Source organism: Nocardia sp. alder85J (genome assembly GCF_020176955.2).
Lineage (GTDB): Bacteria > Actinomycetota > Actinomycetes > Mycobacteriales > Mycobacteriaceae > Nocardia.
Window position 1 is genome coordinate 438,903 of sequence record NZ_JAIUCZ020000002.1, and the last position, 24,825, is coordinate 463,727.

The 24,825-nt window shown below is 70.2% G+C and carries 19 protein-coding genes; 11 read left to right on the top strand and 8 right to left on the bottom strand.

Features of this window, described 5'->3' with window-relative positions; genetic code table 11:
* Positions 1 to 37: 37 nt before the first annotated feature.
* Positions 38 to 973 carry a metallophosphoesterase family protein gene (locus tag LBW94_RS08195; protein ID WP_225055324.1) on the top strand — a complete coding sequence of 312 codons (936 nt, stop codon included), beginning with the start codon at positions 38 to 40 and terminating at the stop codon, positions 971 to 973.
* A 5-nt stretch (positions 974 to 978) separates the two neighbouring features.
* On the opposite strand, the gene LBW94_RS08200 is transcribed toward LBW94_RS08195, so the two are convergent.
* The 5 genes from LBW94_RS08200 to LBW94_RS08220 all read right to left on the bottom strand — a co-directional run bounded on the left by LBW94_RS08200 (position 979) and on the right by LBW94_RS08220 (position 6,864).
* The gene (locus LBW94_RS08200) at positions 979 to 1,413 is read right to left on the bottom strand and encodes a MarR family winged helix-turn-helix transcriptional regulator (RefSeq protein ID WP_225055325.1); all 435 of its coding nucleotides are present in this window, start codon (positions 1,411 to 1,413) and stop codon (positions 979 to 981) included.
* A gap of 343 nt (positions 1,414 to 1,756) precedes the next feature.
* Positions 1,757 to 3,406, bottom strand: a complete 1,650-nt coding sequence (locus LBW94_RS08205) for an ABC transporter substrate-binding protein (protein WP_225055327.1) — start codon at positions 3,404 to 3,406, stop codon at positions 1,757 to 1,759.
* On the bottom strand, positions 3,390 to 3,779 hold the full coding sequence (locus LBW94_RS08210) for a DUF742 domain-containing protein (RefSeq protein ID WP_225055328.1): 390 nt from the start codon (positions 3,777 to 3,779) through the stop codon (positions 3,390 to 3,392). The genes LBW94_RS08205 and LBW94_RS08210 overlap by 17 nt, the downstream gene beginning before the upstream one ends.
* A 19-nt stretch (positions 3,780 to 3,798) precedes the next feature.
* Entirely contained in the window at positions 3,799 to 6,204 is a 2,406-nt protein-coding gene (locus LBW94_RS08215) for a nitrate- and nitrite sensing domain-containing protein (RefSeq protein WP_225055330.1), read from the bottom strand.
* Positions 6,205 to 6,315: 111 nt separating this feature from the next.
* Entirely contained in the window at positions 6,316 to 6,864 is a 549-nt protein-coding gene (locus LBW94_RS08220) for a peroxiredoxin-like family protein (RefSeq protein WP_225055332.1), read from the bottom strand.
* 80 nt (positions 6,865 to 6,944) lie between these two features.
* On the opposite strand from LBW94_RS08220, the gene LBW94_RS08225 reads away from it, so the two are divergent.
* Together LBW94_RS08225 and LBW94_RS08230 are read left to right on the top strand one after the other, a co-directional pair.
* Complete coding sequence (locus tag LBW94_RS08225; protein ID WP_225055334.1) at positions 6,945 to 7,574, top strand: TetR/AcrR family transcriptional regulator C-terminal domain-containing protein; 630 nt, start codon at positions 6,945 to 6,947, stop codon at positions 7,572 to 7,574.
* A gap of 282 nt (positions 7,575 to 7,856) precedes the next feature.
* Positions 7,857 to 9,665 carry a DEAD/DEAH box helicase gene (locus tag LBW94_RS08230; RefSeq protein ID WP_225055336.1) on the top strand — a complete coding sequence of 603 codons (1,809 nt, stop codon included), beginning with the start codon at positions 7,857 to 7,859 and terminating at the stop codon, positions 9,663 to 9,665.
* Between the two features lie 91 nt (positions 9,666 to 9,756).
* Here the strand turns inward: LBW94_RS08230 and LBW94_RS08235 are convergent, their stop codons facing one another.
* From LBW94_RS08235 to LBW94_RS08245, 3 genes are all read right to left on the bottom strand, one after another.
* The gene (locus tag LBW94_RS08235) at positions 9,757 to 10,143 is read right to left on the bottom strand and encodes a nuclear transport factor 2 family protein (RefSeq protein ID WP_225055338.1); all 387 of its coding nucleotides are present in this window, start codon (positions 10,141 to 10,143) and stop codon (positions 9,757 to 9,759) included.
* Positions 10,144 to 10,385: 242 nt separating this feature from the next.
* Positions 10,386 to 11,363, bottom strand: coding sequence for an ARPP-1 family domain-containing protein (locus LBW94_RS08240; protein ID WP_225055340.1), 978 nt, complete (start codon positions 11,361 to 11,363; stop codon positions 10,386 to 10,388).
* The gene (locus LBW94_RS08245; RefSeq protein ID WP_225055342.1) at positions 11,360 to 12,649 is read right to left on the bottom strand and encodes a hypothetical protein; all 1,290 of its coding nucleotides are present in this window, start codon (positions 12,647 to 12,649) and stop codon (positions 11,360 to 11,362) included. Before LBW94_RS08245 ends, LBW94_RS08240 begins: the two co-directional genes overlap by 4 nt.
* A gap of 329 nt (positions 12,650 to 12,978) precedes the next feature.
* On the opposite strand from LBW94_RS08245, the gene LBW94_RS08250 reads away from it, so the two are divergent.
* The 8 genes from LBW94_RS08250 (at position 12,979) to LBW94_RS08285 (ending at position 24,777) form a co-directional block, all read left to right on the top strand.
* Positions 12,979 to 13,740 carry a sigma-70 family RNA polymerase sigma factor gene (locus LBW94_RS08250; protein ID WP_225055343.1) on the top strand — a complete coding sequence of 254 codons (762 nt, stop codon included), beginning with the start codon at positions 12,979 to 12,981 and terminating at the stop codon, positions 13,738 to 13,740.
* 68 nt (positions 13,741 to 13,808) lie between these two features.
* Entirely contained in the window at positions 13,809 to 14,516 is a 708-nt protein-coding gene (locus tag LBW94_RS08255; protein WP_225055345.1) for a C39 family peptidase, read from the top strand.
* Positions 14,517 to 14,536: 20 nt separating this feature from the next.
* Positions 14,537 to 15,070, top strand: a complete 534-nt coding sequence (locus tag LBW94_RS08260; RefSeq protein ID WP_225055346.1) for a hypothetical protein — start codon at positions 14,537 to 14,539, stop codon at positions 15,068 to 15,070.
* Positions 15,067 to 16,629, top strand: coding sequence for a hypothetical protein (locus LBW94_RS08265; protein WP_225055348.1), 1,563 nt, complete (start codon positions 15,067 to 15,069; stop codon positions 16,627 to 16,629). The genes LBW94_RS08260 and LBW94_RS08265 overlap by 4 nt, the downstream gene beginning before the upstream one ends.
* A gap of 23 nt (positions 16,630 to 16,652) precedes the next feature.
* Complete coding sequence (locus LBW94_RS08270) at positions 16,653 to 18,695, top strand: dynamin family protein (RefSeq protein ID WP_225055350.1); 2,043 nt, start codon at positions 16,653 to 16,655, stop codon at positions 18,693 to 18,695.
* A complete protein-coding gene (locus LBW94_RS08275) occupies positions 18,692 to 20,287 on the top strand; it encodes a dynamin family protein (protein ID WP_225055351.1) in 1,596 nt (531 codons plus the stop codon). The genes LBW94_RS08270 and LBW94_RS08275 overlap by 4 nt, the downstream gene beginning before the upstream one ends.
* The gene (locus LBW94_RS08280; RefSeq protein ID WP_225055353.1) at positions 20,284 to 21,399 is read left to right on the top strand and encodes a hypothetical protein; all 1,116 of its coding nucleotides are present in this window, start codon (positions 20,284 to 20,286) and stop codon (positions 21,397 to 21,399) included. Before LBW94_RS08275 ends, LBW94_RS08280 begins: the two co-directional genes overlap by 4 nt.
* Positions 21,400 to 21,423: 24 nt before the next feature.
* Positions 21,424 to 24,777, top strand: a complete 3,354-nt coding sequence (locus tag LBW94_RS08285) for an ATP-binding protein (RefSeq protein ID WP_225055355.1) — start codon at positions 21,424 to 21,426, stop codon at positions 24,775 to 24,777.
* The last annotated feature ends 48 nt before the right edge of the window (positions 24,778 to 24,825 follow it).

Consider the following 24,825-nt stretch of genomic DNA (forward strand, 5'->3'; position numbering starts at 1 on the left):
AGGGCCTGCGGCGCACCCACGCTGACGAGCGAATCCGATGATCCGGCTGGCACACGTCGCGGACGTGCACCTGGGCGCCCGGTTGCGGGCGATCCCCGACTATCCCGGTTGCCCGCCCATCGATCCGGTGGGTGACGCCTACGACGCCTTCGAGGCGCTGCGGCGGCGGCTGCTCGCCGGCGGATACGACGGCGTGCTGCTCGCCGGCGATCTGTTCGACCGCCACGAGCCCACCCCGCGCGCGCTGGCGGCCGCGGCCGCGCTCCTGGCCGATCTGCACGACGCGGGTGTTCCGGTGGCGCTGGCCTGGGGCAATCACGACGCCGAATCGCCACTACCCGGGCAACTCCGGCTGCCGCCGAGCTGCTGGGTGGCACCCGCCGGCGCGGCGGCCACCCGGCACTGGCCCGATCTCGGCGTCGCGCTGCACGCCCGTTCCGTCGCCGTGCCCGACGAACTGCGCGACCTCGCCGCCGATTACCCGAAGGCGGCGCCGGGCTGGACCAATATCGGCCTGCTGCACACCAGCCTCGGCGGCGAGCGCAGCCGCCGCGTGTGCGCACCGACCACCGTCCCCACCCTGACCGGATTCGGATACGACTACTGGGCCCTGGGACATGTGCACGAGCGGCTGGTGATCGCCACCGAACCGGCGGTGGGCTTCGCCGGAAATCCGCATCCGGCAAGGAAATTCGAGCGCGGTCCACGCGGCTTCGTCGAGGTCCGCTGCGCGGACGCCGTCACCACGCATCCGGTCGACACCGCACCGATCGTGCGCGAGATGCTGCACGCCGGCACGGAATCCGAGATCCGGCAGCGTTTCGCCGCGTATTCGACCACCGCCCGCACGGTGCTCTGGACCCTGTCCGGCCCGCCCGGCCTGTTGCCCGCCGCCCGGGCCGCCGCCCGCGAGCACCCCGGCTTCGCGGTGGCCGGCAAGGGCGGCGACGGAACACACGGCGAGAGCGACTGAGCCGCTCAGTCCGTCGCGTGGAAGGCGGCGGCGATGCCCGCGGCCCGCTCGTCGGCGAGGGCCGCCGCGAGCGCCGCGTTCAGGACATCGGCCGCGGCGCGGTGGACCGCCGCACCGGCCTCGGTGAGCCCGATGTAGACGCCGCGCCGATCCTGTCGGCAGAAGCGGCGTTCGGTCAGCCCGGCCCGCTGCAAGCGGTCGACCAGGCGGCTGACCGAGCTCTGGTTGAGCCCGGTCTCCCGCGCCACCTCCTGTAGCCGCAGTTCCCCGCCGTCGGCCCGCGCCACCGCGCGCAGCGCGACGAAATCCGAATAGCCGATACCGATCTGCTGCTGGATCGAGCGTTCGATGCTGTTCAGTACGGCGGTGTAGGCGGCGGCCAGTTCCAGCCAGCGCCGCCCCGTGCCGCTCAGATAGTCGTGACCGATCGATGACGACATCGCGCCACCTCCTCACCGCCATTATCCCTGCGGAAACCACGGTGCCGGAGCATCTTTGCGGCGTCGGCGTCGTCACGGGCCCGCGTCCCGCCCCGGACCGCCGATCACGCGGCCGATGATTCGAGTTGCTGCGCAAGTGATTCCGGTCGGCCCCGCCGGAGCGGGCTACGATCCGGCGATCACCCGGGAGCGCGGATCCGCGGTGCGCCCGGGAGGGCGCCCGCGTCCGAGGAGCAGGTCACCGGCAGCCGGGGTCGACGCGCCCGGTGAATTCGCGGGCGGTTGCACGACCGAGGCGCCGGTGTCCCACCACCAGAATACGCCGTCACCAGCAGAAATCGCGTCAGCTGTTGCCGTCGGCGACGAAAGCCGCCTTGCCGAGCCGCACCGCGCCGTCGGCATACACCTCGATCCCGGTCACCTCGTTCGAGTGCACTGTGAGGTTGCGCAGCCGGTAGGTGTACACGTAGGGGTTGGCCCGCGTCACGGCGCGGACCGCCTGCTCGTACAGCGCGCCGCGCCGGGCCGGGCTGGTGGTGTGCGCCGCCCAGGACAGCACCTCGTCCAGCGCGGCGGAGCTGTAACCGCTGTAGTTGCCGCTGGATCCGGTGGTCAGGAAGCGGGAGATGTTGCCGTCCGGGTCGAGTCGTCCCGACCAGCCCAGCAGCAGTGCCTCGTAGGTGCCGCGCTTCTGCGCCTCCAGCATCGCCGAGTACTCGGTGGGCACGATGCGCAGATCGAAGCCGCCCAGCGCGAGGTCGGCCTGCAGCGCCTGCGCGTACTGGAGCTGGTCGGAGACGTTCATCACCTGCATCGTGACCGGATACGGGGTCTGCACGCCCGCCTCGGCCAGCAGTTGCCGCGCGCGATCCGGATCGAAGGCGGGACAGGCGGTGTCGGCCTGGGTGGCGTACGAGGTGCGCGGCGCGATGGGGGTGCAGGCCGGCTCGTACCAGCCTTTGAACACCTGGTCCACCAGGGCCTGCCGGTCGATGCTCAGCGACAGTGCCTGGCGGACACGGGCATCGGTGGCCAGCGGGGTCTCGATGGGTTTGGCCGGCTTGCCGGCGCCGTCGACGTTGCCGATGTTGAGGTAGAACCCCTGGAACCCGAAGGAACCCGAGACCAGCAGGTGCAGGCGCGGATCGGTGCTCAGCGCGTCGACGTCCTGCGGGGACATGGTGTCGGCGACCTGGATGTCGCCGGAGCGCAGCGCCGCCGCGCGGGCCTTCGGATCGGTCATGGTCCGGTAGACGATCCGATCGAAGTGCACATCCTGCGCGTCGTAGTACAGCGAATCGCGCTCGACCACGATCGACTGCTGCGGGATGCGTTCGGCGAACTTGAACGGCCCCACGCAGACCGGATGATCACCGAAGTCCTTGCCCTCCTCCCGCAGCGCCGTCGGCGACATGATCATCCCGGCCCGATCGGCCAGGGCGGCGGTGATCGGCGCGAACGGCGTGCTGAACTTGAGCACGATCGACGCCGAACCGTCCGTGTCGATCTCGGTGATCGGGCCCATCTCGCCGGTGCGCTGCGAGCCCTCCAGCGTGAGGTGGCGTTGCAGGCTGGTCCGGACCGCCGTGGAGTTGAAGGTGGTGCCGTCGGCGAACTGGACTCCGGTGCGTAGCGGAATGGTGACCGTGAGGCCGTCGTCGGAGAAGTGCGGCAGCTCCGTCGCCAGTTGCGGGACCAGGTTGCCGGACGAGTCGTTGTCGTAGAGCTTCTCGCAGATCGTGCTCATGACGTAACGCATGTAGAGCGAGCTGGAGGTGGTCGGGTCGAGCCGGTCGGGCTCGTTGGACAGGCCCATCACCAGATCACCGCCCTGACGGACCTTCTGCCCGCCCACCGGAGTGCCGTAGTCGTCGGCGTGCGTCGTGGCGACGTGCACCGGCGGCGGTGCCGACGAGCAGGACGCCAGCGCGATCGCGACGGCGACGGCCGCGAGTGCCCGGATCGGTCCGCGAAGCTCAGAGCGCCCGAACAAGATTGCGTATCCTCTCGATGGCGGAGACGGTCAGGTCCGCCGATTCTTGCACGGTGAGAAATCCGGCGGCGGCGAGGTCGCTCACGATCACCTTGGCCAGTCCGACCGGAACATGAAGTGCGGCACCAATTTCGGCGATGGATAGCGGTTCCTGGCAGAGTTCGACGACGGTGCGCTGCTCCAGTTGCAGCGGCGCCGAGAGGGCGGATCGCGGTGCCTGGACCAGGGTTTCGATCCGCAGGCCGTCGATCACCGGGGTGGTGCGACCGCCGGTGACCACGAAGGGCCGGACGAATTCGTCGTCGCTGTCGATGTTCTCCAGATCGTCGCGACCGTCGCGATCGAACCGCCCGGAACTCTCGTCGGTGGTCACCGGCACTCCTCTGCGGTGGTCACGGCCGGGCCGGACCGCCGGGGTACCCGGAGGAGCCGTGGGTGTCCGGCGGCGAGGCGGCGGCCGCGGCGCCGCGCTGGTGGCCGGCGCGGAAGGACGACAACAGATCCCGGGTCTGCTCCGGAGCCCAGCGCTGGGTGGCCGGACCGGGATCCGACCGCGATACGGCGGGGGTCTCGGTGCGCGGCTTCGGCGCCGCCTCACCGGTCCGCTTGGTGCGCTTCACCAGGCCGTTGCGGGTGGTGTTCGGCGCGCTGCCCTGCGCCCCGGGGTCGGGAATGCGCCGCGCGGGCGCGGCGGTCACCGCCGCGACCGGCGGCGGCGCGGCGACCGCGCGAGGCGCCGGCATGATGCCCCGGACCTCGGTGTCCGAGCCCCACGAGGGTTGCAGCGAGGTGCCGGGCGCGAGTGCCTGCACCGTCGCGTACTGCTCCTGATCATGTTGTGCGGCAAGGATGCTCGCGGGCAGGGTGAGTCGTGCGACGACACCGCTGACCGGCGAGGTGGTCAGCTCGACCATGATGCCGAGCCGCTGTGCCAGCCGGCCGACCACGTAATGGCCCAGATAGCGGGTGGGCGCCACGACGAAATCCTGCTCGCCGCTGAGTTTCGCGTTGGACTGCGCCAATTGCTCGGCGGACATGCCGATTCCGTGGTCGACGACGGCCACCAGATACCCCTGCGGGGCGGGCCGGGCATAGATCTCGACCTCGAGGTCCGGCGGGGAGAAGGCCAGCCCGTTCTCGATCAATTCGGCGAGCATGTGCGACAGTTCGCTGGCGACCGCCCCCGCGATCAGCACGTTCTCGACCCGGCGCAGCACCACCCGCCGATAGTCGTCCACCTCCGACATGCCGGCGCGGATCACGTCGATCAGGGTGACCGGCCGGGTCAGCCGGCGCGGGCTGCTCTCGCCCACCAGCACCAGCAGGCTTTCGGCGTTGCGGCGCATGCGGGTGGCGAGGTGGTCGAGCTCGAAGAGGTTGGACAGGCCCTTGGGATCGAGTTCCTCGCGCTCGAATTCGCTGATCAGCGCGAGCTGGCGGCGGACCAGATTCTGATTGCGCCGGGCCAGATTGCCCATCGACTCGATCGTGTTGCGGCGCTGCGACGCCTGCTGGGAGGCGAGCTCGAATGCGGTGGCCTGCACCCGATCCAGCGCGTCGGCGACGGCGGCGATCTCGGCGCTGGCACCCGGGGGTGTCCGCACCGGTTCCGGCGGTTCCGGTGCGCTGTCCTCGGCCTGCGCCCAGGCCTCGATGACCCGCGGCAGCCGCCGCGACGCCACCTCGTCGGCCGCCGCCGCCAGCGTGGCCAGTGGCCGCACCAGGGCACGCACCGAGGCGATCACCAGCGCGATCATGGCGATGATCGCGATCACCGCGCCGACCAGGAACACGATCAGGTTGGTCTCGGCCGCGCCGCGCAATTCGTCGGCGCGGACGCGGATGTCGGCGCCGACGGCCTTCTGCACGCCGCGCTGCGCGTCGATCACGGTCGTCATGCGCGTCCACCAGGTCGCCGGGTCGACCGGTCGCACCAGCGGGCCGTCGCCCGAGGCCAGCGCGACGCTTTCGGCCTGCTCGCTCGCCGCGGCGTCGTCGCCGCGCAGCACCGCGTCCAGATCGGACTGCCGGTCCTTGTCGGCGTAGCGCGAGAAGATTTGCAGCGCATCCTGTTTGGCGGCCCGGATCTCCATGAACTGGCCGTACTCGCCGCCGGAGAAGTGCCCGGCGACGAAGACCCCGTTGAGGAATCCACGCTCCCGGTCGAATTGATCCTTCACCGAGCCCAAGGCGTAGAACGCCTGCAAACCGCGTTGCAGCCGTGGGTCGTTGGCCTGATCGAGTCCGAGGGTGAGGTGGCTCAGCGCGCCCGCGGCGTCGTTGTAGAACTGCAAGGCGACGGGTCTGCTGATGCGCCGGGTGTCGATCTGGGTCCGGATGCTGTTCAGCATGCCGAGCTGGGCGAGTGCCGACCGGACCTGGTCGGCGCCCGGCGCATTCGAGTCGACACCGCCCTCGACGGCGGCCAGGGTGGTGTCGACGTTGCGGCGCTGGGCCGCCAGCGGCTGTTGCAGGTTGCCGTCACCGCCGAGCAGCCCGTTGCTGAGGCCCAGTTCCCGCTGGATCTGGTCGGTCAGGTCCTGGACGTTCAGTGCCAGTGACACCGCCCGCCGGGTGGCATCCGACTCGCGATAATCCGAATACGCATGCTGCACAGCGGCTGCCACCAGCAGCAGCACCAGGATCAGGGCGAACACCAGGATCCGCGACAGCTGCCCGCCGATGGTCCGCGGATGCAGGATCGCGGTCGTGACCAGGCCGGACAGTCGCCGTGGAGGGGTCGATGGTGTGGATTGCGAATCGGGTTGGTCCTCGGGCTTTTCCTGCCGTAGGCGCACTACCTGCCACTCCCTCGAACGGCCGTGGCCGGCAGCTCACGGAAGTCTGCGAGAAACATCCCATACGCCCTTATTCACGTCAACCCGGGAACCAGCACTTCACCAGGGATGTCACAAGGACGGCACCCGGGCGAGCAGGTCGTCCACCGACCACTGGTCGTCGGCATGGACGCCGTGCTTCGCGGCGATCACCCGGCCGTCCGGACCGATCAGGAAATCGGCCGGTAGGCCGAGCCGGCCGCCTTCCGGTTGCCGCGGTGGCATTTCCGTCTCCCCACGCCGATGGGCGCGCAGGGTCGCGGCGACGCCCCGGACGATCGCGGGCCAGGCGCGCGGATCCAGCAACGCGCGCCGCCCGGCCTCGACGCCGAACTCCCGGTACAGCTTCCGCTGCGGATCGGCGACCAGATCCAGCGGGAAGTCGGCCGTGTGCTTCCGCAATTCGTCTGCGCTGGAATGGAATACGACGACCTCACGGATGCCGGCGGCGGCGATCTCGGCGCGCCGCGCCACGATCGACCGCAGATGCAGGTGGCAGACCGGGCAGCCGGCGAACCGCCGGAACTGGAGATGGATCAGTCCCCCGGGGTCGGGGACGGGCACCTCGGTTCCGGTCACGGTGGTCAGTGTCCGGCTGGACACGGTGGACAACAGAGACATGACAGCTCCTGACGCTCCGACGTAGGCGTACGTTATACGCCTACGTCGAGTATTACGCGTAGCTTGTACGCTGTCGATCCGTGCCCCGCCCTCGCTCGCTGACCACCGCCGATCTCGCCGCGGCCGCACTCGCGGTGCTGGATCGCGACGGACTGGCGGCGCTGACGATGCGAGCGGTCGCGACCGAACTGCGGATGGCGACCATGGCCCTGTATCGATACGTCGCCGACCGGGAACAACTGGAGACGCTGGTCGTCACTCGTGTCCTGGCGGCGGTCGACGTGACGCCGCCGCCCGGCCGGGACTGGCGCGAGCAGGTGACGGAGTTGCTGGACCGCGTGCGCGTGGCCGTCTCGGTCCATCCCGAGGCGGTGCCGCTGGTGCTGCGGTATCGGCAGTCCGACCTGACCGTGCTGCGCTGGATGGAGGCGATGCTGACGGTGCTGACCGCGGCCGGATTCACCGGCCGCGAGCGGGTGCTGGCCCAGCGCGCGATCGTCGGATATCTGCTCGGCTTCCTCCAGAACGAGCACTACGCGTCGATCGCCGGGCCGGGCACCGCCGCACTCGCGGGACTGTCCGTGGACGAATTCCCGCTGCTGACGCAGACCGCCGCGACGGCACGCACGCTGTCGGTCGAGGAGGAGTTCCGCGGCGGCGCCGGCATCGTGCTGCGCGGGCTCGGCGGGCACTCGCCCGGCGACTCGTGACCCCGGTTGCCCGGCCGGTGTCGGCGGGTTTGCGCTCGACCGCTACACTGAGGGCAACACAACGGCCCGGACGGGGCCGTTGCTGCCACGGATGTGACAAGGGTCATGTCCAGCGTCGTGGATAGCAATTTCCGCGCTACCCGGCCGCGTCGGCCGCGTAGCAACGCACTTCTTACGGCGATCGATTTTGCCCAACGGCAATCTCGCCATCTCGTGCCCCGGGCGCGGACCGATGTCCGCGGCCTTCCGGGCACCACATGCCCGAAAGGCACTGCCACACCCATGAACAACGCATCTCCTTCGTTCGGCGCGCTCGGCGTCCGGACCCCGCTGGTGCAGGCCCTCCAACGTGCCGGCATCACCGAGCCGTTCCCGATCCAGGCCGATACGCTGCCCGATTCGCTGGCCGGTCGCGATGTGCTCGGCCGCGGCAGCACCGGCAGCGGTAAGACGCTGGCCTTCGCGATCCCCATGGTCGATCGGCTCGCCGACTCCGGCCGCGCGGTCCCCAACCGCCCGGCCGGGCTGATCCTGGCTCCCACCCGGGAACTGGCCACCCAGATCGCGGCGGCGCTGGAACCGCTGGTGTCGGCGTTCCGGATGACGGTCACCACGGTCTTCGGCGGCGTCTCACAGCATCGTCAGGTGCAGGCGCTGCGGCGCGGGGTCGACATCGTCGTCGCCTGCCCCGGCCGCCTGGAAGATCTGATGAAACAGGGGCTGATCGCCCTCGACGCCGTCGAGATCACCGTCATCGACGAGGCCGACCACATGGCCGACCTCGGCTTCCTGCCCGCCGTGACCCGGATCCTGGCGGCCACCCCCGAAGACGGCCAGCGCCTGCTGTTCTCGGCCACCCTGGACAACGGGGTCGACAAGCTGGTGAAACGCTTCCTGTCGCGGGCGGTCCGGCACTCGGTCGACAACGCGAATTCGCCCGTCGACGCGATGACCCACCACGTCTTCGAGGCGGTCGACGCAACGGCCAAACGAGATCTGGTGCACGCGTTGGCCTCCGGCACCGGCCGCCGCATCCTGTTCACGCGCACCAAGCATCAGGCGCGCAAACTGGCCAAACAGCTGACGGCGGCGGGCATTCCCGCGGTCGACCTGCACGGCAACCTGGCGCAGAACGCCCGCGACCGCAACCTGGCGGCCTTCGCCTCGGGTTCGTCGAAGGTGCTGGTCGCCACCGACGTGGCCGCCCGTGGTGTGCACGTCGACGGCGTCGAACTGGTCGTGCACGTGGACCCGCCGGCCGAACACAAGGCCTACCTGCACCGTTCGGGCCGCACCGCCCGCGCCGGCAATTCCGGTGACGTGGTCACGCTGGTGCTGCCCGAGCAGCGCCGCGATCTCGCGGCCCTGATGCGCCAGGCCGACATCGCCGTGACGCCGCAACGGGTTCCGGCCGATTCGCCCGCGGTGACCCGGCTCGTCGGTGAGGTGGCTCCGCTGGTCACCGCCGTGGCGCCGGAGCCGGCGGGTCGTTCCGCCGGTGGCGCGCGGAAGAATTCCGTTGCGGGACAGGGGCGTACGGGCGAGGCGCGGGACAGCGGCGGTGGTTCGGGCGGCCGTCGTCGTGCCGGTCGCGAGACCGTTGTGAGCGAGGGCACGGGCCGGGGGAGCGGCGGTCGCGGTGTCGCGGCGGGCGGTACCGGTCGCGGCGGTTCCGCCGGTCGCGGGGGCACGGCCGAGAACGCCGGTCGCGGCACCGGTGGTGCGAACGGCGGTCGTCGAGGTACGGCCGACAGCCTCGGTCGCGGGAATGCCGGTCGTGGGCACGCCGACGGTGCCGGTTCCCATAACGGTGCTCGTGGCAATGCCACCCGGGCAACCGGCACCGGAAGCGGCCGTGGGGGCGCCGGTCGCGGCGGCGCCGCCCAGAGTGCGGGTCACGGGAGTACCGGGCGCGGTAGCGCCGCAGCCGGGTCCGCTTCGCGTGGTGAGGCCGGGCGTGGAGCCGACACCGGCGGTCGCAAGAGTGGCGCTGCCGGACGGAATTCCGGTGGTCACGGGATCGTGCCCGCCGGCCGCACCGGTGGCGTGGCCGGGTTCTCCCGCGCCGGCGCCGGTCGACGAGGCCGCTGACATCGTCGGGTGCGGTCGGGACCTCCGAGGAGGGTCCGGCCGCACCCGGCTTCGATGCGCCGTCCTGCGACGGTGCCCGCCTCGCCGGCTGTTACAGGTCCGGCTCGCGGAAGTAGTGGCAGCGCCACTCGGCGACGGTGCCGTCGGGGTGCACGCGCATGAAGTCGGAACCGTTGCGAGTGCTGCCGTCCGGGTTGTGGCAGGTGTAGACGATCACGAGAGTGTCGGTGCCCGCATAGGATCCGTCCACCGTGTAGCGGATGCCGGGGGCGTGCTCCAGGGCGTACCGGACGTAGTCGCGCAGCGCGTCGGCGCCGGCCAGGGTGAGCCGGGTGGGATCGCCGAGGAGTTTCGGCACGAACGGCGAACTGAACAGCACGTCCGTGGCGAAGGGCGACATGATGGTGTCGAGATCGCCGGAATTCCAGCCGTCGTCCCAGTGCCACAACAATTTCTGCACGGTCTGTTCATCCAGCACGCCTCGACGGTAGGCGCGGCGGTGCGATGCGGCAAGACTCCTACGACCGGCCGATCCGCCCGAGGGGGGCGGACCGGCCGTGGAAGTGAGAACGGGACAGGTCCCCGACGCCGGTAGTGCCTAATGGTTATCGCTCTGGTGCGATTCTCGCTTCATCTGGTACGAAGGTGCTGACACTGGGCTCGGGTGGAGTTCCCGTATGCTGCTATTCAATCTCGGATTCGGTTGGTGCGCAACCGCTTTTAGGCCGTCGCGCCGACCGGCTCCCGCTCGGCGAACAACGAGGCGTACACCAGCCGGTCCTGCTCGGCGACGAACTGCCCCGCGAGACCGCCGCCGGTCACGGTGTGCAGGCGCAGGTCGAGGTACCGCTCCTCCTCGTCGGCGTGCGCACCGGCGGTGCTCGGCAGGCTCGCCAGCAGTCGCTCGCGATACTCGTCCCGGTCGCGGGTCAGCTCCGCACGCAGGCTCGCCGGATCGGTGGCGTCGAACGGCTCGGCCGCGACCGGCTCCGGCTCGGCCCGCCAGGCGGCGACCCCGTAGGCGAAGCACACCAACGGCATCCACACCTCGGCGAAATAGCCGGGGTCCGGGGCGATTTCGATCCCCGCGAAGGTGTCGCCCACGAAGAACAGCGCCCCGAGCTGACCGGGCAGCAACTCCAACCGGCTGCGGAACTGGGTCAGCACCGCTCGCTGCCGGCTGACGATCTGCTCCAGATGCCCGCGCGCCGCCAGCCCGTAGCCGCGGTTGAGCGCGCTGATGTCGCCCCACAGCTTCGAGTAGCCCTCCTGGCCGCGCAGCCGCAACGCGGCGCCGCGCAGCTCCCAGGGCAGCACGAAGAACCACTGGTCGCGGCCCTCCAGATAACCGCCCTGGGCCGCCTGCACACAGCAGGCGTCCGGGAAACGCCGGGTCTGCCCCGCGGCCAGCAGCGCCGCCGAGCACAGCGCGTGGTTCTGCGCCCCCTCCTGGATGTAGCCGATGTGCAGCGGCACGACAGCCACCCCCGCGGCGGCGCCGTTGTGCAGTTCGACCGAGCCGTAGCCGACCACCTGGTGCAGCTTCAGCCCGGACCGGGGCGCGACGATGCCGGGCCGCTGCGGTCCGTGGATCGGCAGCACGGTGAGCGCACCGGCCCGCTGCGGCGCACCGATCCGATAGCCGGTGAGGTCGCCGCCGGCGGGTACCAGCGCCGAGAGTGTGGTCGTGAGGTTCACAGCTGAGCTCCTTGCCGCCGTCGGTCGAGTCGGTGCCGCATGGCGGCGTTGATCCAGTCCCGGCCCGCCGCCGTATGGGCGAACAACGCGGGCAGCAGCCCGGCGAAGTCGTCCTGATGCCAGAAGTCCAGGCGCGGCAGACCCGGGGCCGGATCGCGCAGGGTCATCTCGTCGCGTCCGGTGAACATGCTGCGGCACAGCACAATCGGGGTTCGCACGCCGATCCGCGGCAGTGTCGCCAGCACCCGCGCCAGATCACCGGACAGCCGGTTCTCGTATCCGTCGGTGACGAGCACCACGAGCTCGGGCTCGGTGGCCAGCGCGTCGAGCAGCCCACCGGCCAGATCGGTCGGCTCCGGCCCACCCGTCTCGAAGACGCTCAGCCGCGGGCACACCTCGGCGAGCACCAGTCGCAGCGCCGTCGCCTGCGACAGCAGCGCCCACTCCCGGTCGCCGTAGCCACGCATCGACTCGGACGTATCCGCTACCAGCGCAACATATCCCGGCATCGGCGGCAGCCCGGCCGTGACCTCGGCGACGTAGCGCCCGAGCGCCGGCCGCAGTTCCGCCTCCGGCCCGCCGCGATACAGATGCACCAGCGTGGCCGCGATGTCACCGCGATTGGTCACGGTCACCACCTGCTCCCGCTCGCGCACCGGATCCAGCGGCGCGACACCCGCATGCGGCGTGCCGACCCCGGGTACCCCGGGCCCGTACAGCGCGGCGACCCGCGCCGCCGCCTGCCCTGGATTCGCACTGAACCGCAACAGATTCCGGCGCAGATATCCGGAATCCGTCTCGCCCTGGGCGATCCGCCGCGCGCACCCGCGCGCCGTGGCCCTGCCGAGCGCGTGCTCGAAACAGTCGACCAGGGTGGGCCGTCGCGCATCGATCAGCGTGTCCGCCTGCGGATGGTCGAGCACGAAGGTCAGCACGGCCCGCGTGCTGTGCTTGTGATTGACCCGCAGCCGCCGCAACGCCAGCAACACGGTGAGCACCGGCCCCGGTGGCAGATCGAAAAGCACAGCCCGCGTGACCTTGTCGAGCACCCGGCGAGTCTCCTCGCCGACCCCGGCCCGCGATGCCGACAGCGCCTGCAACAACACCCGCGCCCGCTGCTCCGGCAGCACTCCCGGTACCAGCGCCAGCAGCAGATACCCCTCCGGGTCCGCGGCGTAGGCGGCACGATGCAGTTCCGCGTCGTCCCATTCCGGCGCGCCGCCGCGCGACAACCCCAGGGGTGCCGCGTGCGTGCGGAAATGCTGAAGCAACTCGACGGTATGCATTCCGGAAGTGTAGGGATCCGGATACCGGACGGTCCACTGATTTAGCTGCTGCCCAACCCCTTTCGCTGATTCCGAACGGACATGCCGGTGCGTCGCCCGGACCCGTCGCCGGATCGCGCCGGGCTCCGAGTGATGACTCTTTCGGCGCGATCCCGGGCGCTTGATTCGTTTTGTCACGCTCGACTCGAAAGTAATTGCGGGGCAGTAGGTTTAATTTGCCTCGTGTTATGCTGTGCGGGAAGGCGCGTAGGTGCTGCGCATGGGTCGGGGCGAATTCATGACGTCAAGGGCATCTGTTCGTGGTGCCGTCCGAGTAGCTGGTGGTTGCGGTGAGCGAGACGAATTCCACTGCGGCAGAACAATTCGAGGATGCGTGGCGCCGGGCGGAGCGCACGGTTCGCGCCTACTGTGTCTGGGCCGCCGACACCGGCGAGGCCGCCGACGAACTCCTGCAGCGCACGATGATCGCGGCATGGCGTGGTTACGCCGGTTTCCGCGGGGAGTCGGCGTTCGCCACGTGGGTGGTGCGGATCGGCGAGCGGGAGGCGCTGCGGATGCAGGCCGAGTTCGAGCGGCGCCGCAGGCACGAGGTGCCGATGCAGCCCGAGTGGGATGTTCCGGGAGCGCCGCGGGAACCACCGCCGGAGTCGGGGCAGTGGCTGCCGGCGGCCGTCGGCCGGGCCGCGGGCCTCGGCGTGCTGACCGCGATCGAACACCGAATCATACTGGCGCGCTTGGCCGATGGTGATTCCTCCTGGAAGGACTTGGCCCCGCGGTTCGGCCTGTCCCCGGCGGCGTGTGCGGTGGTGCACTGCCGGGCGATACCCAAACTGCGAGTCTTTCTGTTCCAGCACTGTCGGTCCGCCCTGGGCGGTCCCGCGGTGATCGCCGACGCCTACCGGCGGGCCTGCGCCGATCCGGCCGAACCGCTGTCCGGCGCCGAACGGGCGGCGTTCGAGTTCGTCGTGCTGGCCGGCCGCACGGACTACCGGCGGCGCGGCTGGCAGGCACACCTGCGGCGGGCCTGCACCCTCGTCGCCGTCCACCTGCGTGGCGACGTCGACGACCGAGACCGCGAGGCGGACTCGTAACTCTGCAATGAATCGGGGACCGGCCGCCTCCATACAGGTGTAGCGCGCCGGAAAAGGAGTACCACGCCATGAATTTCACCAGTGCCGGATGGCCGGGTGGCGACGTGCCACCGGATCCGGGTCAGCCCGGGCCGGAGGCCGTGAACGAGGTTCCGACGTCCACCGATGTGCTGCCGGACGGACGGACCGCGATCGTCTTCGGCGACGTGACCGGGGACGCCAAGTTCAATCATCAGCAGGGGGACAACACCTACGGCTTCCAGGGCACCTGCGGGCTGTGTTCCTGCGAGGACGTCATCGCCCAGTTCGGTGGCGATGTCACCGAGGCGCAGATCGTCGATCACGCAGTGGCAAAAGGGGAATGCGACGTCTCCGGCAACCCGGAGGCCGCGGGCGGCACCACGCTCGGTGATCAGGCGGCCGTCCTGGCCGACTACGGGATTCCCGCTCATGCCGAGCAGCAGCAGTCGTTCGAGGATCTGGCGGCCGAGGTACAGCAGGGCCACGGCGTGATCATCGAGGCCAACGCCGGATACCTCTGGCACGACGGCCGCTACGTCGAGAACGGCCAGGACAACCACGCGGTGACCGTCACCGGCGTGGCGCGCGATCCGGAAACCGGTGCGATCCAAGGCTTTTACATCAACGACAGCGGTACGGGCAAGTCCGGCGAATTCGTCGACTCGGCCACCATGACCAAGGCGTGGCTGAACACCGGTGGCCAGGCCCTGGTCACCGATCTGGTCCGTGGCGACTCCGCGACCACCGCTGCGTGAATCGATCTCCAGGAGAAGTGATGACATTCGGCAAGACCGTCACCGCGCCCTACCGGCAACTACGCGACGACTTCGCGCAGCATCCGGTCCGGCGGGCAGCCGTCCCGGTCGAGCACTCGATCTCGGTGCCGCTGCCCACGTTCCGGTGGCAGCTACCCGGCATGGCCGGATTCGCGAGCGCCGCGGTGCGCCGGCCGGGCCGGCCGCTGGCGCTGGCCACACCCGACCGGTGGTGGGCACTGGATCCGTACACCGGCAAACTGATCGTCTACGCCTCGACCGGCGTGCTGGACTTCGGCGCACCCGTCACCGACGACCTGGTGGTCGTCGATCGCGCGAACTGGGACATCACGGCCGTCGAGGAGGACCAGCGGATCCTCGACGAACTGATGGATCGAGCGCTGACTCCGTTCCTGGAGCACCGGGCAGGCGACCCGATGCTGTGCGCGGATCTGTCGGAAGTGTTGACGCTCAACGTCACTGCCGCCGTGCTGCCGTGGTATCGAGCGCTGGCACCCGACTTCTTCGGCTGGCTCGAAGGCGGGCCGCGATGACCGTCCGAACCACCGGCGGCGATCGGCCGGCATCCGCCGCCGCGCAGCGGATCGCGGAACTCTCGGCGGACCACGGGCTCTCCCGCACAGCGGATTTCGTCGCGGCGATACCGGATGCCGACGATCGCGGCATCCTGCTGCTGAACGCCGTCGACATCGACGCCGAGCCGCTCGCGCGGTGGCTGACATCACGCGGCACCGCCGCGCCGGTCCGCCGCGCGACGCTGCTGTCCGCGGGCGCCGATCCGGCCGGGATCCACAATGCCAATCGTGTGGTCGTCGCGTTGTCCTGCGGTGAACTGCTCTCGCAGAGCATCGTCGACGCCGTCTCCGACGTCCTGGCCCGGCCCGCGGGCACCTTCGTCGTCGTGCTCTGCGGCGCGGAAACCCTCACCGGCCCCGACGAATTCGACATCGTGCGGCGCGCGGTCTGGCAGGTCCTGCTGGGTGGTCCCGGGATCGATTGGCGCGGACAGGATCTGGCCGCACACGGCTGCCTGCTGTGGAGTTCGGACGTCCCGTACGCCGCCCTGCGCGAAACCATCACCGCCGATATGGACAGACTGACCCGATGGTCGGTGGACGGCCCGCCCGCGGGGGACCCGCTCGGCGCGGCGCGGTTGTCGTATGCGATCACGCTCGCCGAAACCGAAGCCGCCGAACATGTGCTGGCGCGGGATCGCGGCGCCATGTCACCGGTGGACACCGCGCGGGTACAGGCCCGGCGCGCCGGTGATCGCCTGCGCGATCGCCTGACCGGTGATCTCGCCGTGCTCGCCCGGCAACTGGACGCCACCCTCGACACCTTCGAACGGGATCTGCTCGCCGAGGTGATCGATCGGGTCGGCGCCGGGGACGCGCCGGTGAGCGGCCCGGCGCTGCGACAGTGGACGTCGGAGTATCTGGCCGATGCCGTGCGGACCTGGCAGCGGCAGGCCACCGACCTCGTGGCCGCCCGCATGCAGCGGACCGAGCAGGAGACCAGAGCGCTGCTCGACGGTGTCGACTGGCCCGCGATCAACGCCGCGCTGGGACGGGAGCGGACCGAGCGCTATCCCGCGGTGCTGCTCACCCACTTGCGGCGGTTCTCCACTCCCACGGTCGGCACGCCGATCGATCCGCTTGCGCCGCAACCGGATTCCAGCCCCTGGCCGCCGGTTCTGCGCAGTGCCGGCTACGGCGGTGTCGCCGCGATCCTCGGCTCGCTCGTGCTGGCGCCGATCGTCGGGGTGCCGTTGTTCGGCGGGGCACTCGTGGTCACCGCGGCGAGTGCCACCGGCGGGGTGCTCGCCGGTCTGCGGGTCAGCCACGTCCGTGACCGGCGAGGCGCTGTCGAGTACGTCCGGCAAGGTGTCACGGCCGTGATCGACCGGCTGCGCACCGACCTTCGGGCACATCGGAACACGACGGACCCGATCCTCCCGGCCCGGATCGTCGACGAATTCGTCGCACTCGATTCCGCGCTGACCGCCGCCGTCTCCGAGGCCACCCACAGCGGCCCGGATCCGGCCTTGATGGCCGAATTGTCCGCACTCCGCGCCGCCTCGACCATGTCCTAGTCGCACCGAAGGAAGAATCCGATATGTCTACCCCCGCAACCGAATCACTGGCGGACAAGCTTTCGCGCCGTGGACAGGAGGCGAAACAGTCGGCATTGACCGCGATCGAAGGCCTGACACAGATCGCGGAGCGGCTCGAAATGTCGATGACCGTGGACGATCTCGCGCACATCCACGGCAATCTGGGTTCCCACCAATTCAAGATCCTGGTGATGGGCCGATTCAAGAACGGGAAATCCACGTTGCTCAACGCGATCCTCGGCGGCACGTCCAGCCCGGTGGATCTGGGCGGACAGGCCGGGCCGATGGTGGTCGACGACCTGCCCGCGACCGCGATTCTCACCTGCGTCCGTTACGCGCCCACCCCCAAGGTCATCGCCTACGACTTCGACAACAACCCGGAGGAATGGTCGCTCGAGCGCTACATGCGCGAATCCACCCAGGAGGCCGACCCGGACGAGACCCGTAGGAAGTTCGAGCGCATCCAGGTGTTCGAGCTGCACTACCCCGCCGAACTGTGCAAGGCCGGGGTGATGGTGTACGACTCCCCGGGACTGGACGACCACCCGGAACGGACGGTGATCACCCGGCAGGCGGCGCGGGAGTGCGATGCGGCGATCGTGGTCTACCGCTCCGACACGCTGATGGGCCAAGGCGAGATGCAGGACGCGAGCGAGGTGCTCAGTGACGGCGCGACGCTGTTCAGCGTGATCAACCTGTGGGACGGCCGGACGGTGGACGATCGGCTGCTGCGCTTCGTCTGGTCGCGGTCCGCGGGGGCGGAAGGCATTCCGTACGCCGGGCCACAGGGTCTCACCGATCGGCGTTTCTTCTTCATCGACGGCCGGCGTGCCAGCAACAGCCGCTACGGCCGGTCTCCGGGCGATCCGGACGGGATCCGGCTGTCGGGGATGGCGGCGTTCGAGGAACGGCTGTTCGACTTCCTCGCCCACGATCGCGCTCAGGTCCACGTCGCCAAGTTCGCCCGGCAGGCCTATCTGTGCAGCGACACCGTCGAGAAGCATGTGGCACAGCGCAGGCAGGCCGCCCAGATGGACAGGGAGAGCCTGAACATCGCGTTCCAGGAGATCCAGCCGCAATTGGCGGCCATCCGGACCCGACCGGTCGACCTCGCCCGGACGCTGGAGAAATTCACCGCCGACGGGATCGCCGTGGTCGTCGCCGGCTTCCAGCAGGCGATCGCCGACATCCGCCGCGATCTGCCCCAGGAATTGGCCGGCTACGAGCTCGGTTCCCGGTTCGGCGCGGTCGATCTGCTGAAACAGAAGAAGTTGCAGAGGCAGGCGGGGGAGTTCGTCGAGAAGTTCGTCACCGATCGGATCGAGGCCTGGGGACGAACGGAGGTGTCGCGGGTGCTGGAGCCGCTGCTGGAACGTCTGTATCTCGAACTGGAACGGGAGGTCGGGGAGATCGAGCAGGATTTCAGCCGGCTGCACCAGCATCTGACGGGGTGGCAGGTCGATCCGATCGTCGCGGGCAAGGTGGCCACCGTGAGCATGTTCGAGCGGGTGGTCGCCTCCGCGACCGGCCTGTTCCTCGGCGACCTCAGCGCCGCCTTCACCGGGGGCGCGGGCGGGTGGCGCGGCGCGGCCGGCGGGATCGCGGGCGCGTTCGGTTCGGCATTCGTGCTCGGATTGATGGGTATCGCGGCCACCTCGATCGTCGCCCTGCCGATCACGTTGATCGCGGCGGCGGCCGTGGGTCTGGGGGCCGGTAGCCTCGGCTTCGTCGATCGGCTCAAGAAAGCGGTCGTGAAGGAGTGCGATCCGCAGATCGCCCAGCTGGGCGAGCGCGGACTGCCCGCGATCGAAGCGAAGGTGTCCGCGGGCTTCCAGGCGATCGCGGTCACGATCACCGACGAGGTCGCCGCCCTGATCGAACAAGAGGAACGCAACATCACCCTGATGGTCGAGGAGAATCAGCGCGATCGGAGCGAGCGCGATCGGATCCTGGCCGATCTGGCGCAGACTGCCGTGACCGTTGCCGAATATCGGCTGGCGCTGAAGGAGGCGACCACCATCGCGCGTCAGGTGACAGGTGCATGACCACGGCACTGTGCACCGATCCGAGCCCGGTGGACGCGCTCCGCCCCGACGGCCCGCACTTCGCCCCGTTGTTGCGCGCCGTCACCGACCGATCCGTCGCCGACGAGGTGGCCGGTGAGTTGGCGGCCATCTGCGCGGCGCTGTACGCCGAGCCGGTCCGGATCGTGTTCGCGGGCCATTTCAGTTGCGGTAAATCGACCCTGATCAACGCGCTCATCGGGCGGCCGCTGCTGCCCACCGGCGATCTGCCCGAGACCGGCGTGCCGTGTCTGGTGCGCCGCGGCGCCGTCGACCGGGTCGAGATGATCGCCGCCGACGACGCGACCGCCGAATTGCCGTTCGGGGCCGACGCCGTCAGCAGCCGGGTCCGGTTGATCGGCGACGACGGCAACGAGCGCGCGGAGGTGAGTGCGACCGCCGAGATGGTGATCGAGCTGAGCGACGGTCATCCGCCCGAGGGGGTGTGGTGGATCGATTCGCCCGGTATCGACGACACGGCCGCCATGACCGAACGCACTCGAGCGGCCACGGCGGACGCCGACATTCTGGTGTGGGTGGTCAACTCCCGACAGCCGTTCGCCGAGACCGAGCAGGAATTCGTCGGCGAATACATCGCCGGTCACGGACCGGCCGGTGTGCTGTTCGTGGTCAATGCGTTTCTGGCCGAGGACACGCCGGACCGCTGGGCCGCGTTTCTGGCGGACCGCGCGCCCTATATGCGGGACCGGATCGCCGAGCCCGGACTCACCTGCCCACTGCCACCACGGGTCGTCGTGGTCTCCGCCCGTGGAATGACCACGGCCGGTGCGGGATTCGGCGGACCACAGCTGCGGCTCGGCCTCGCGGCCGCGTTGGCCGGGGTCACCCCGGCCCGCTTGCATCGGGCGGCCCACCGGCTGCGGCGCCTGGCCGATCGCGTCGGCGCGTGCGCCGGGCGGGAACGGGAACGGACCCGGCGCCTGATCGAGGCCCACGCCGACCGGATCCGGACCCTCGAACAGCGGCGAGAAGACTACCGGCGCACCGTGTTCACTGCGGCGAGCGCGCTCTACGCCGCTCGGCTGGCCGATATCGACCACGAGATATCGAACGTGCGCCGGTGGGCCGCCCATCATCCGTTGCGGTACGACAACAGCTACGGGTGGGCGATCACCGCGGCCCTCACGGCTCTGACCGCGCAACTCGCCGACGCGATCGTCGCGGCCGCGGCCGAATGCGCGCGGGCCCGCGAGCTGCCGCCGGTCACCGCGGACACCGCTCGGGCGCTGCACGATCTGCTGCGGCCGGGGCCGCAGACGATTGTGGTGCCCTACTCGGCGAGCGGCATCACGGCGTGGTCGACCGGGAATCCGGCCGCAGATCGGGCGGTCGCGGTCGCGAACATCGATGCGGCCCACGCACGGATCCGGAACGCCTTGTGGGACCGCCGGCCGTATGCCCTCGACCTGGTCCTCCACCCGGTGCTGCCGATCCCGCCGGCACCCGGCGACGAGCAGCCGCGTGCGCTGGCGAACCTGCGCCGCGCCTTGGACGATCTCGCCGCGACGCTCGCCGCGGCGGCGGAAATCGCTGTGGCGGAGGTGGTTTCGTGAACGGCGTGTTCGGGCTGGACCCCCAGTTCACCCGCACCGGTCTCGCACTGGCCGAAGGGCCGCGGGGCGGTCTGTCCAGCACCAGGCAGATCGGTGACGGCAGGCGACGGCTGATTCCCAACGCCTGCGAATCCGGTGACTGGGGTAGCCTCGCCGCCGAACGGCGGCTCGCGCGAATCGACGAGCGCTCGGCCGGTGCGCTGGTGCCGCATCTGCTCACCTGGCGCCGCGATCCGCTGGATCCGGCCTGTCTCACCGGCATCGGACACCGCGTCCGCGCCTATGTGGGCGTGACGGCGCAGACGCCGCTCGAGCACTACCGGCTGTGCCTCGCCGGGCACGAGCCCCTCTCGGCCGCCGCGGCCGCGGCGATCACCGGTGCGGGCCTCCCGGCGCCGATCCGCGTGCATCCCGCCGAGGCACTCGTCCACCGCTGGATCGGCGACCTGCCGCCGGGCGCCGCGGCCGACACGACGGTCGTGGCCGTCGCCTGCGGGGAGACACAGATCGCCACCGGCCGGTATCGGGTCGAGCGATCCAAGCAGCGGCCCCGGGTGACCGTGCTGGACTCGGCCTGCGCCGAGGGCGGGGCGTGGGCGGTGTCGGCGGCGCTGGCGCGGCGCGTGTTGCTCAACTGCAAACAGGGTGTCCCGCCGGTCATGCTGCTGGCGTTGCTGGACGGGTGCGCCGAATTCGCGGCCATGCTGCGTGCCCTGCCACCCGACCGCGTCGCGACGTGGGACGGGCCGTTCGCCGATCGGATGTTCACCGCACTCGGCCTGTCACGCGCGGCCATGGCGCAGTGGGACGAGGTCGTCGCGCTGACCCGCGCGGTTCGCGACGCGATCCGGCCGCTGGCCGCCGGCGCGGACACGCCGATCGTGCTGGTCGGCGGGATGGGAGCGATCTGGCCCTGCGTCGCCGAGGCGGCACGCGAGTTCGGGCAGGTGTGGATCAGCGACGATCCCGGCGCCGACATCGCCATCGGAGCGGCCTGGTCCGCCCTCGGCAGTTCCGTCGAGCCCCGAACATCCAGCGCCCCACCGGCATCGGTTCCCGATCCGCCCGTCCGCCGGGCCGGCACCGAATCGACCCCGCCGTGGCTGCACTGACCTCTCCCCCGTCAGGACCCCATCATGATCGATGATCTCCCGCTGCTCGCCCCCCGGCTGACGCTCGCGCAGGCAACCCAATTCGGGATGAACCTGCCGGACATCCTGATCGCGCTGCTCGAGCGGCGCTACCTGCACGACTTCGAGCCACGAACCTGGAACCTGGACATCGCCGCCGACAACGTCCCGCCGCAGTTGTGCGAAATCGTCGGCATGGCAAAGGAAAAGCCGGGCGAGGACTGGACGCGTGCCATGCCGCACATGCTGACCGGCACGCACGGTCAGGGCCATGCCATGATCACCGTCAGCTACGGAACGGCCGACCGGCACCGGATCTTCGTGGGTGGCCGGCGGCTGCCGGACGGCTCGCTCGAGTCGACCGAGGAGTTCCTCGACGGGCAGTCCGGGGCGCTGCGCGCGCACATTCCCGGCCTGGTGCTCACCCCGCCGGCGGTGCTCGGCGATACCGCGAGCCTCGAACTGGCGGATTTTCTCCGCACCGCTCCGGCGACGGCCGTCATGACCGGGGTGCCCTCGATCCGCGCCGGGGCGGATTCGTCGGTGTTCCAGAACATCGACCGGCTCGCGGCGGCCGCCGCCGGACGGCAGTACGCACTGGTCGTCGTCGCCGAACCGCTGCCCGCCACCGCGCTGGACGAGACGCTGGACCGGTGCCGGAAGCTGCGCAGTGAAATCCATACCCTGGTGCGCCGCACCGTATCCCACGCCGAAGGCAGCGGCAGCAGCACCGGCACGACGACCCCGGAACGGCAGCGCGCCGGCGAGGTGGCGGTGCCGCTCGCGCTGGCCGGTCTGGCGGCGTTCTGCGGGATCGCCGGAAGCCTCCCGATGCCGGCGATGACCGCGTTGATGGGCATGGCCTCCACGGCCAATCTGGTGTTCCGGGAGCCGCGGACCTCGGTCACCGAGACGGCGAGCACCAACCGGACCGACAGCGAGACAACGGATCTCCTCGATGCCGGTGCCGAGGCCTGTGAGGAGTTGCTGACCCATCACAGCGTCAGATTGCAGGCGGCGCGTTCGTCGGGGTGGTGGCGGACCTCGATCTATCTCTTCGCGGACAGTGCGGCCACCGCCGCCGCCGTGGCCGGCGCGGTGCGTGGTATCGCCAGCGGCACAAGCACTTTCCTCGATCCGATGCGCGTCGTCCCGGTGCCCGCGCATCTCGTCCGCTCGGCGGCGACCCGCGGCCGGTCGATCGCGCTGCATCCGGCGACGCGCGGGATCGGCCACCCGCTGGGCCCCGCCTTCGACGCCCTCGCCACCTGTATGACCTCCGACGAACTCGCGATCCTGGTCACCCCGCCGCGCCGGGAGATCCCCGGGTTGCCACGCCGGGAGATCGGCGAATTCGCTTTGACCGCAGCACCACCCACGGATTCCTCGATCGTGCTGGGGGCGTTGCAGGACCCGGCCGGACGCTCGCTGGGGCCGGTCACCCTGACCTCGCAGGCGCTCAACCGCCATGTGCTGATCGCGGGCATGACCGGCTACGGCAAAACCACGACGGCGCAACGGCTGCTGCTGGAGAGCTACACCGAACTCGGCCTGCCGTTCCTGGTCATCGAACCGGTCAAGGCCGAATACCGCAGGCTGCGTGAGCATCCCCGGTTGCAGGATCGGCTGCGGGTGTTCACCATCGGCGTCGACGACGGCCGGCCGCTGCGGCTCAATCCGTTCGAGCCGCAGCCCGGGGTGCCGCTGCTGCGGCACATCGATCTGCTGAAAGCCGTGTTCAACGCCTCCTTCCCGATGTTCGCCGGCATGTCCTACGTGCTGGAGGAGGCCATGCTCGATATCTACACCGAGCGGGGCTGGAATCTGCACACCTCGCAGAACGACTACCTCGACCGGTCGGCCGGGCCGATGGAACGCTACGCGCTGCTACCGTCGATGACCGATCTGCACGACAAGATCGAGCAGGTGCTCGAAGGCCGGCAATACGGCCGCGAAGTGCACCAGAACCTGGGTGCGGCATTGCGGTCCCGGCTGCGCAGCCTCATGGTGGGCGCGAAGGGGATGACGCTCGACACCACCCGGTCGGTGCCGATCGACGAACTGTTCGAGGCGCCCTGCGTCATCGAACTGCGCAACCTCGGTGACGACGAGGAGAAGGCGTTCGTCATGGCGCTGCTGCTGTCCCGGCTCTACGAGTTCGCCGAGGCCGGTCGGCAGCACCGGTCACCGGCCGCCGGTGAGCAGCTTCGGCACCTCACGTTGATCGAAGAAGCACACCGGCTGTTGCGTGCGCCGCGGGCGGCGGGCGGACCCGAGTCGCCGGATGCCCAGGCCAAGGCTGTCACTCTGTTCACCGATATGCTTGCCGAAATGCGTTCCTATGGTGAGGGTTTCATCGTCGCGGATCAGATTCCCACCAAGCTCGCCCCGGATATCCTGAAGAACTCGAACATCAAGATCCTGCACCGGCTCGCCGCACCCGACGACCGTGCCGTGGTCGCCGCGGCGACGAACCTGGACCAGAACCAGAACCGCCATCTCGCCGGTCTGCATCCCGGGGAGGCCGTCGTCCACGACGATCGGATCGGTTCCGCGGTGCTGGTCCGGGTCACGCCGTTGCCCTCCGCCACCGGGACCGTCCGCGTACCGGTCATCGATCTCGGCTATCTGCATCGCAATTCGGCGTGCGCGCGGTGCCCGGCGCCGTGCACACTGCTCGAACCCGGTCGCCGGGCGCAGGCCGAAGACGACACCGACCGGCAACTGTGGCCGGCCTTCCGCGCGATTCTGCTCGGCGACCGCGAGACCGCCTGGCAGGCGTGGGATACGTGGCGTCGGCCGTGGCGAACCGGCAACAGCGACGGCTACTCACCCGTCGCGTATTGTGCGGCAAGCCAATCGGCGCATCGCTGGAGTACCCGGGCCGCCGCCGATCGGCGCGACGCGCTCGGCGGTGGCGGACGGGCCGCGGTCCTGCTCGACGCCGAGCGGGTGGCCGCGACGTTGGGCCGGCTGTGCTCGGAATGGTTGTCCGCCGAGGACAACTCGGCATCCTTCGAGGCGGCGCACCGAGATCTGACGGCACTGCTGGCGAGTACACCACCCCGCGAACTGCCCGGTTGCGCTCGCTGCCCGGCCCGCTGCCGCATGCTCGTCCTCATCGCCGAACTGCCCGCCGCGACCCGGCGCGCGGTCGCCCACCGGGCCGGCGCCGCACTGTCGATGGACGCACGCGTGCGCAGTATCGATGAAGCACTCGGCCCGCTGCCGACCGCACTGGCGGACGACCGGCATCGAATCGCCTACCGCTACTGCGCGGTCACCACAGCGAACACCGGGTCTGCCGAACTACTGGAGCATCTGCTGGTGGTGGACGCGGACCGGCCGGAGCCGGCCTAGTGAGGCGGGGACGGTGGAGGACTCGACCGTCGGTGCGGTGGGTTCGTG

What these genes read in the sequence shown, in the direction of transcription:
- LBW94_RS08195 (WP_225055324.1), top strand. Translation starts at nt 38, where the DNA reads ATGATCCGGCTGGCACACGTCGCGGACGTGCACCTGGGCGCCCGGTTG.
- LBW94_RS08200 (WP_225055325.1), bottom strand. Translation starts at nt 1,413, where the DNA reads ATGTCGTCATCGATCGGTCACGACTATCTGAGCGGCACGGGGCGGCGC.
- LBW94_RS08220 (WP_225055332.1), bottom strand. Translation starts at nt 6,864, where the DNA reads ATGTCTCTGTTGTCCACCGTGTCCAGCCGGACACTGACCACCGTGACC.
- LBW94_RS08230 (WP_225055336.1), top strand. Translation starts at nt 7,857, where the DNA reads ATGAACAACGCATCTCCTTCGTTCGGCGCGCTCGGCGTCCGGACCCCG.
- LBW94_RS08245 (WP_225055342.1), bottom strand. Translation starts at nt 12,649, where the DNA reads ATGCATACCGTCGAGTTGCTTCAGCATTTCCGCACGCACGCGGCACCC.
- LBW94_RS08255 (WP_225055345.1), top strand. Translation starts at nt 13,809, where the DNA reads ATGAATTTCACCAGTGCCGGATGGCCGGGTGGCGACGTGCCACCGGAT.
- LBW94_RS08260 (WP_225055346.1), top strand. Translation starts at nt 14,537, where the DNA reads ATGACATTCGGCAAGACCGTCACCGCGCCCTACCGGCAACTACGCGAC.
- LBW94_RS08265 (WP_225055348.1), top strand. Translation starts at nt 15,067, where the DNA reads ATGACCGTCCGAACCACCGGCGGCGATCGGCCGGCATCCGCCGCCGCG.
- LBW94_RS08270 (WP_225055350.1), top strand. Translation starts at nt 16,653, where the DNA reads ATGTCTACCCCCGCAACCGAATCACTGGCGGACAAGCTTTCGCGCCGT.
- LBW94_RS08275 (WP_225055351.1), top strand. Translation starts at nt 18,692, where the DNA reads ATGACCACGGCACTGTGCACCGATCCGAGCCCGGTGGACGCGCTCCGC.
- LBW94_RS08285 (WP_225055355.1), top strand. Translation starts at nt 21,424, where the DNA reads ATGATCGATGATCTCCCGCTGCTCGCCCCCCGGCTGACGCTCGCGCAG.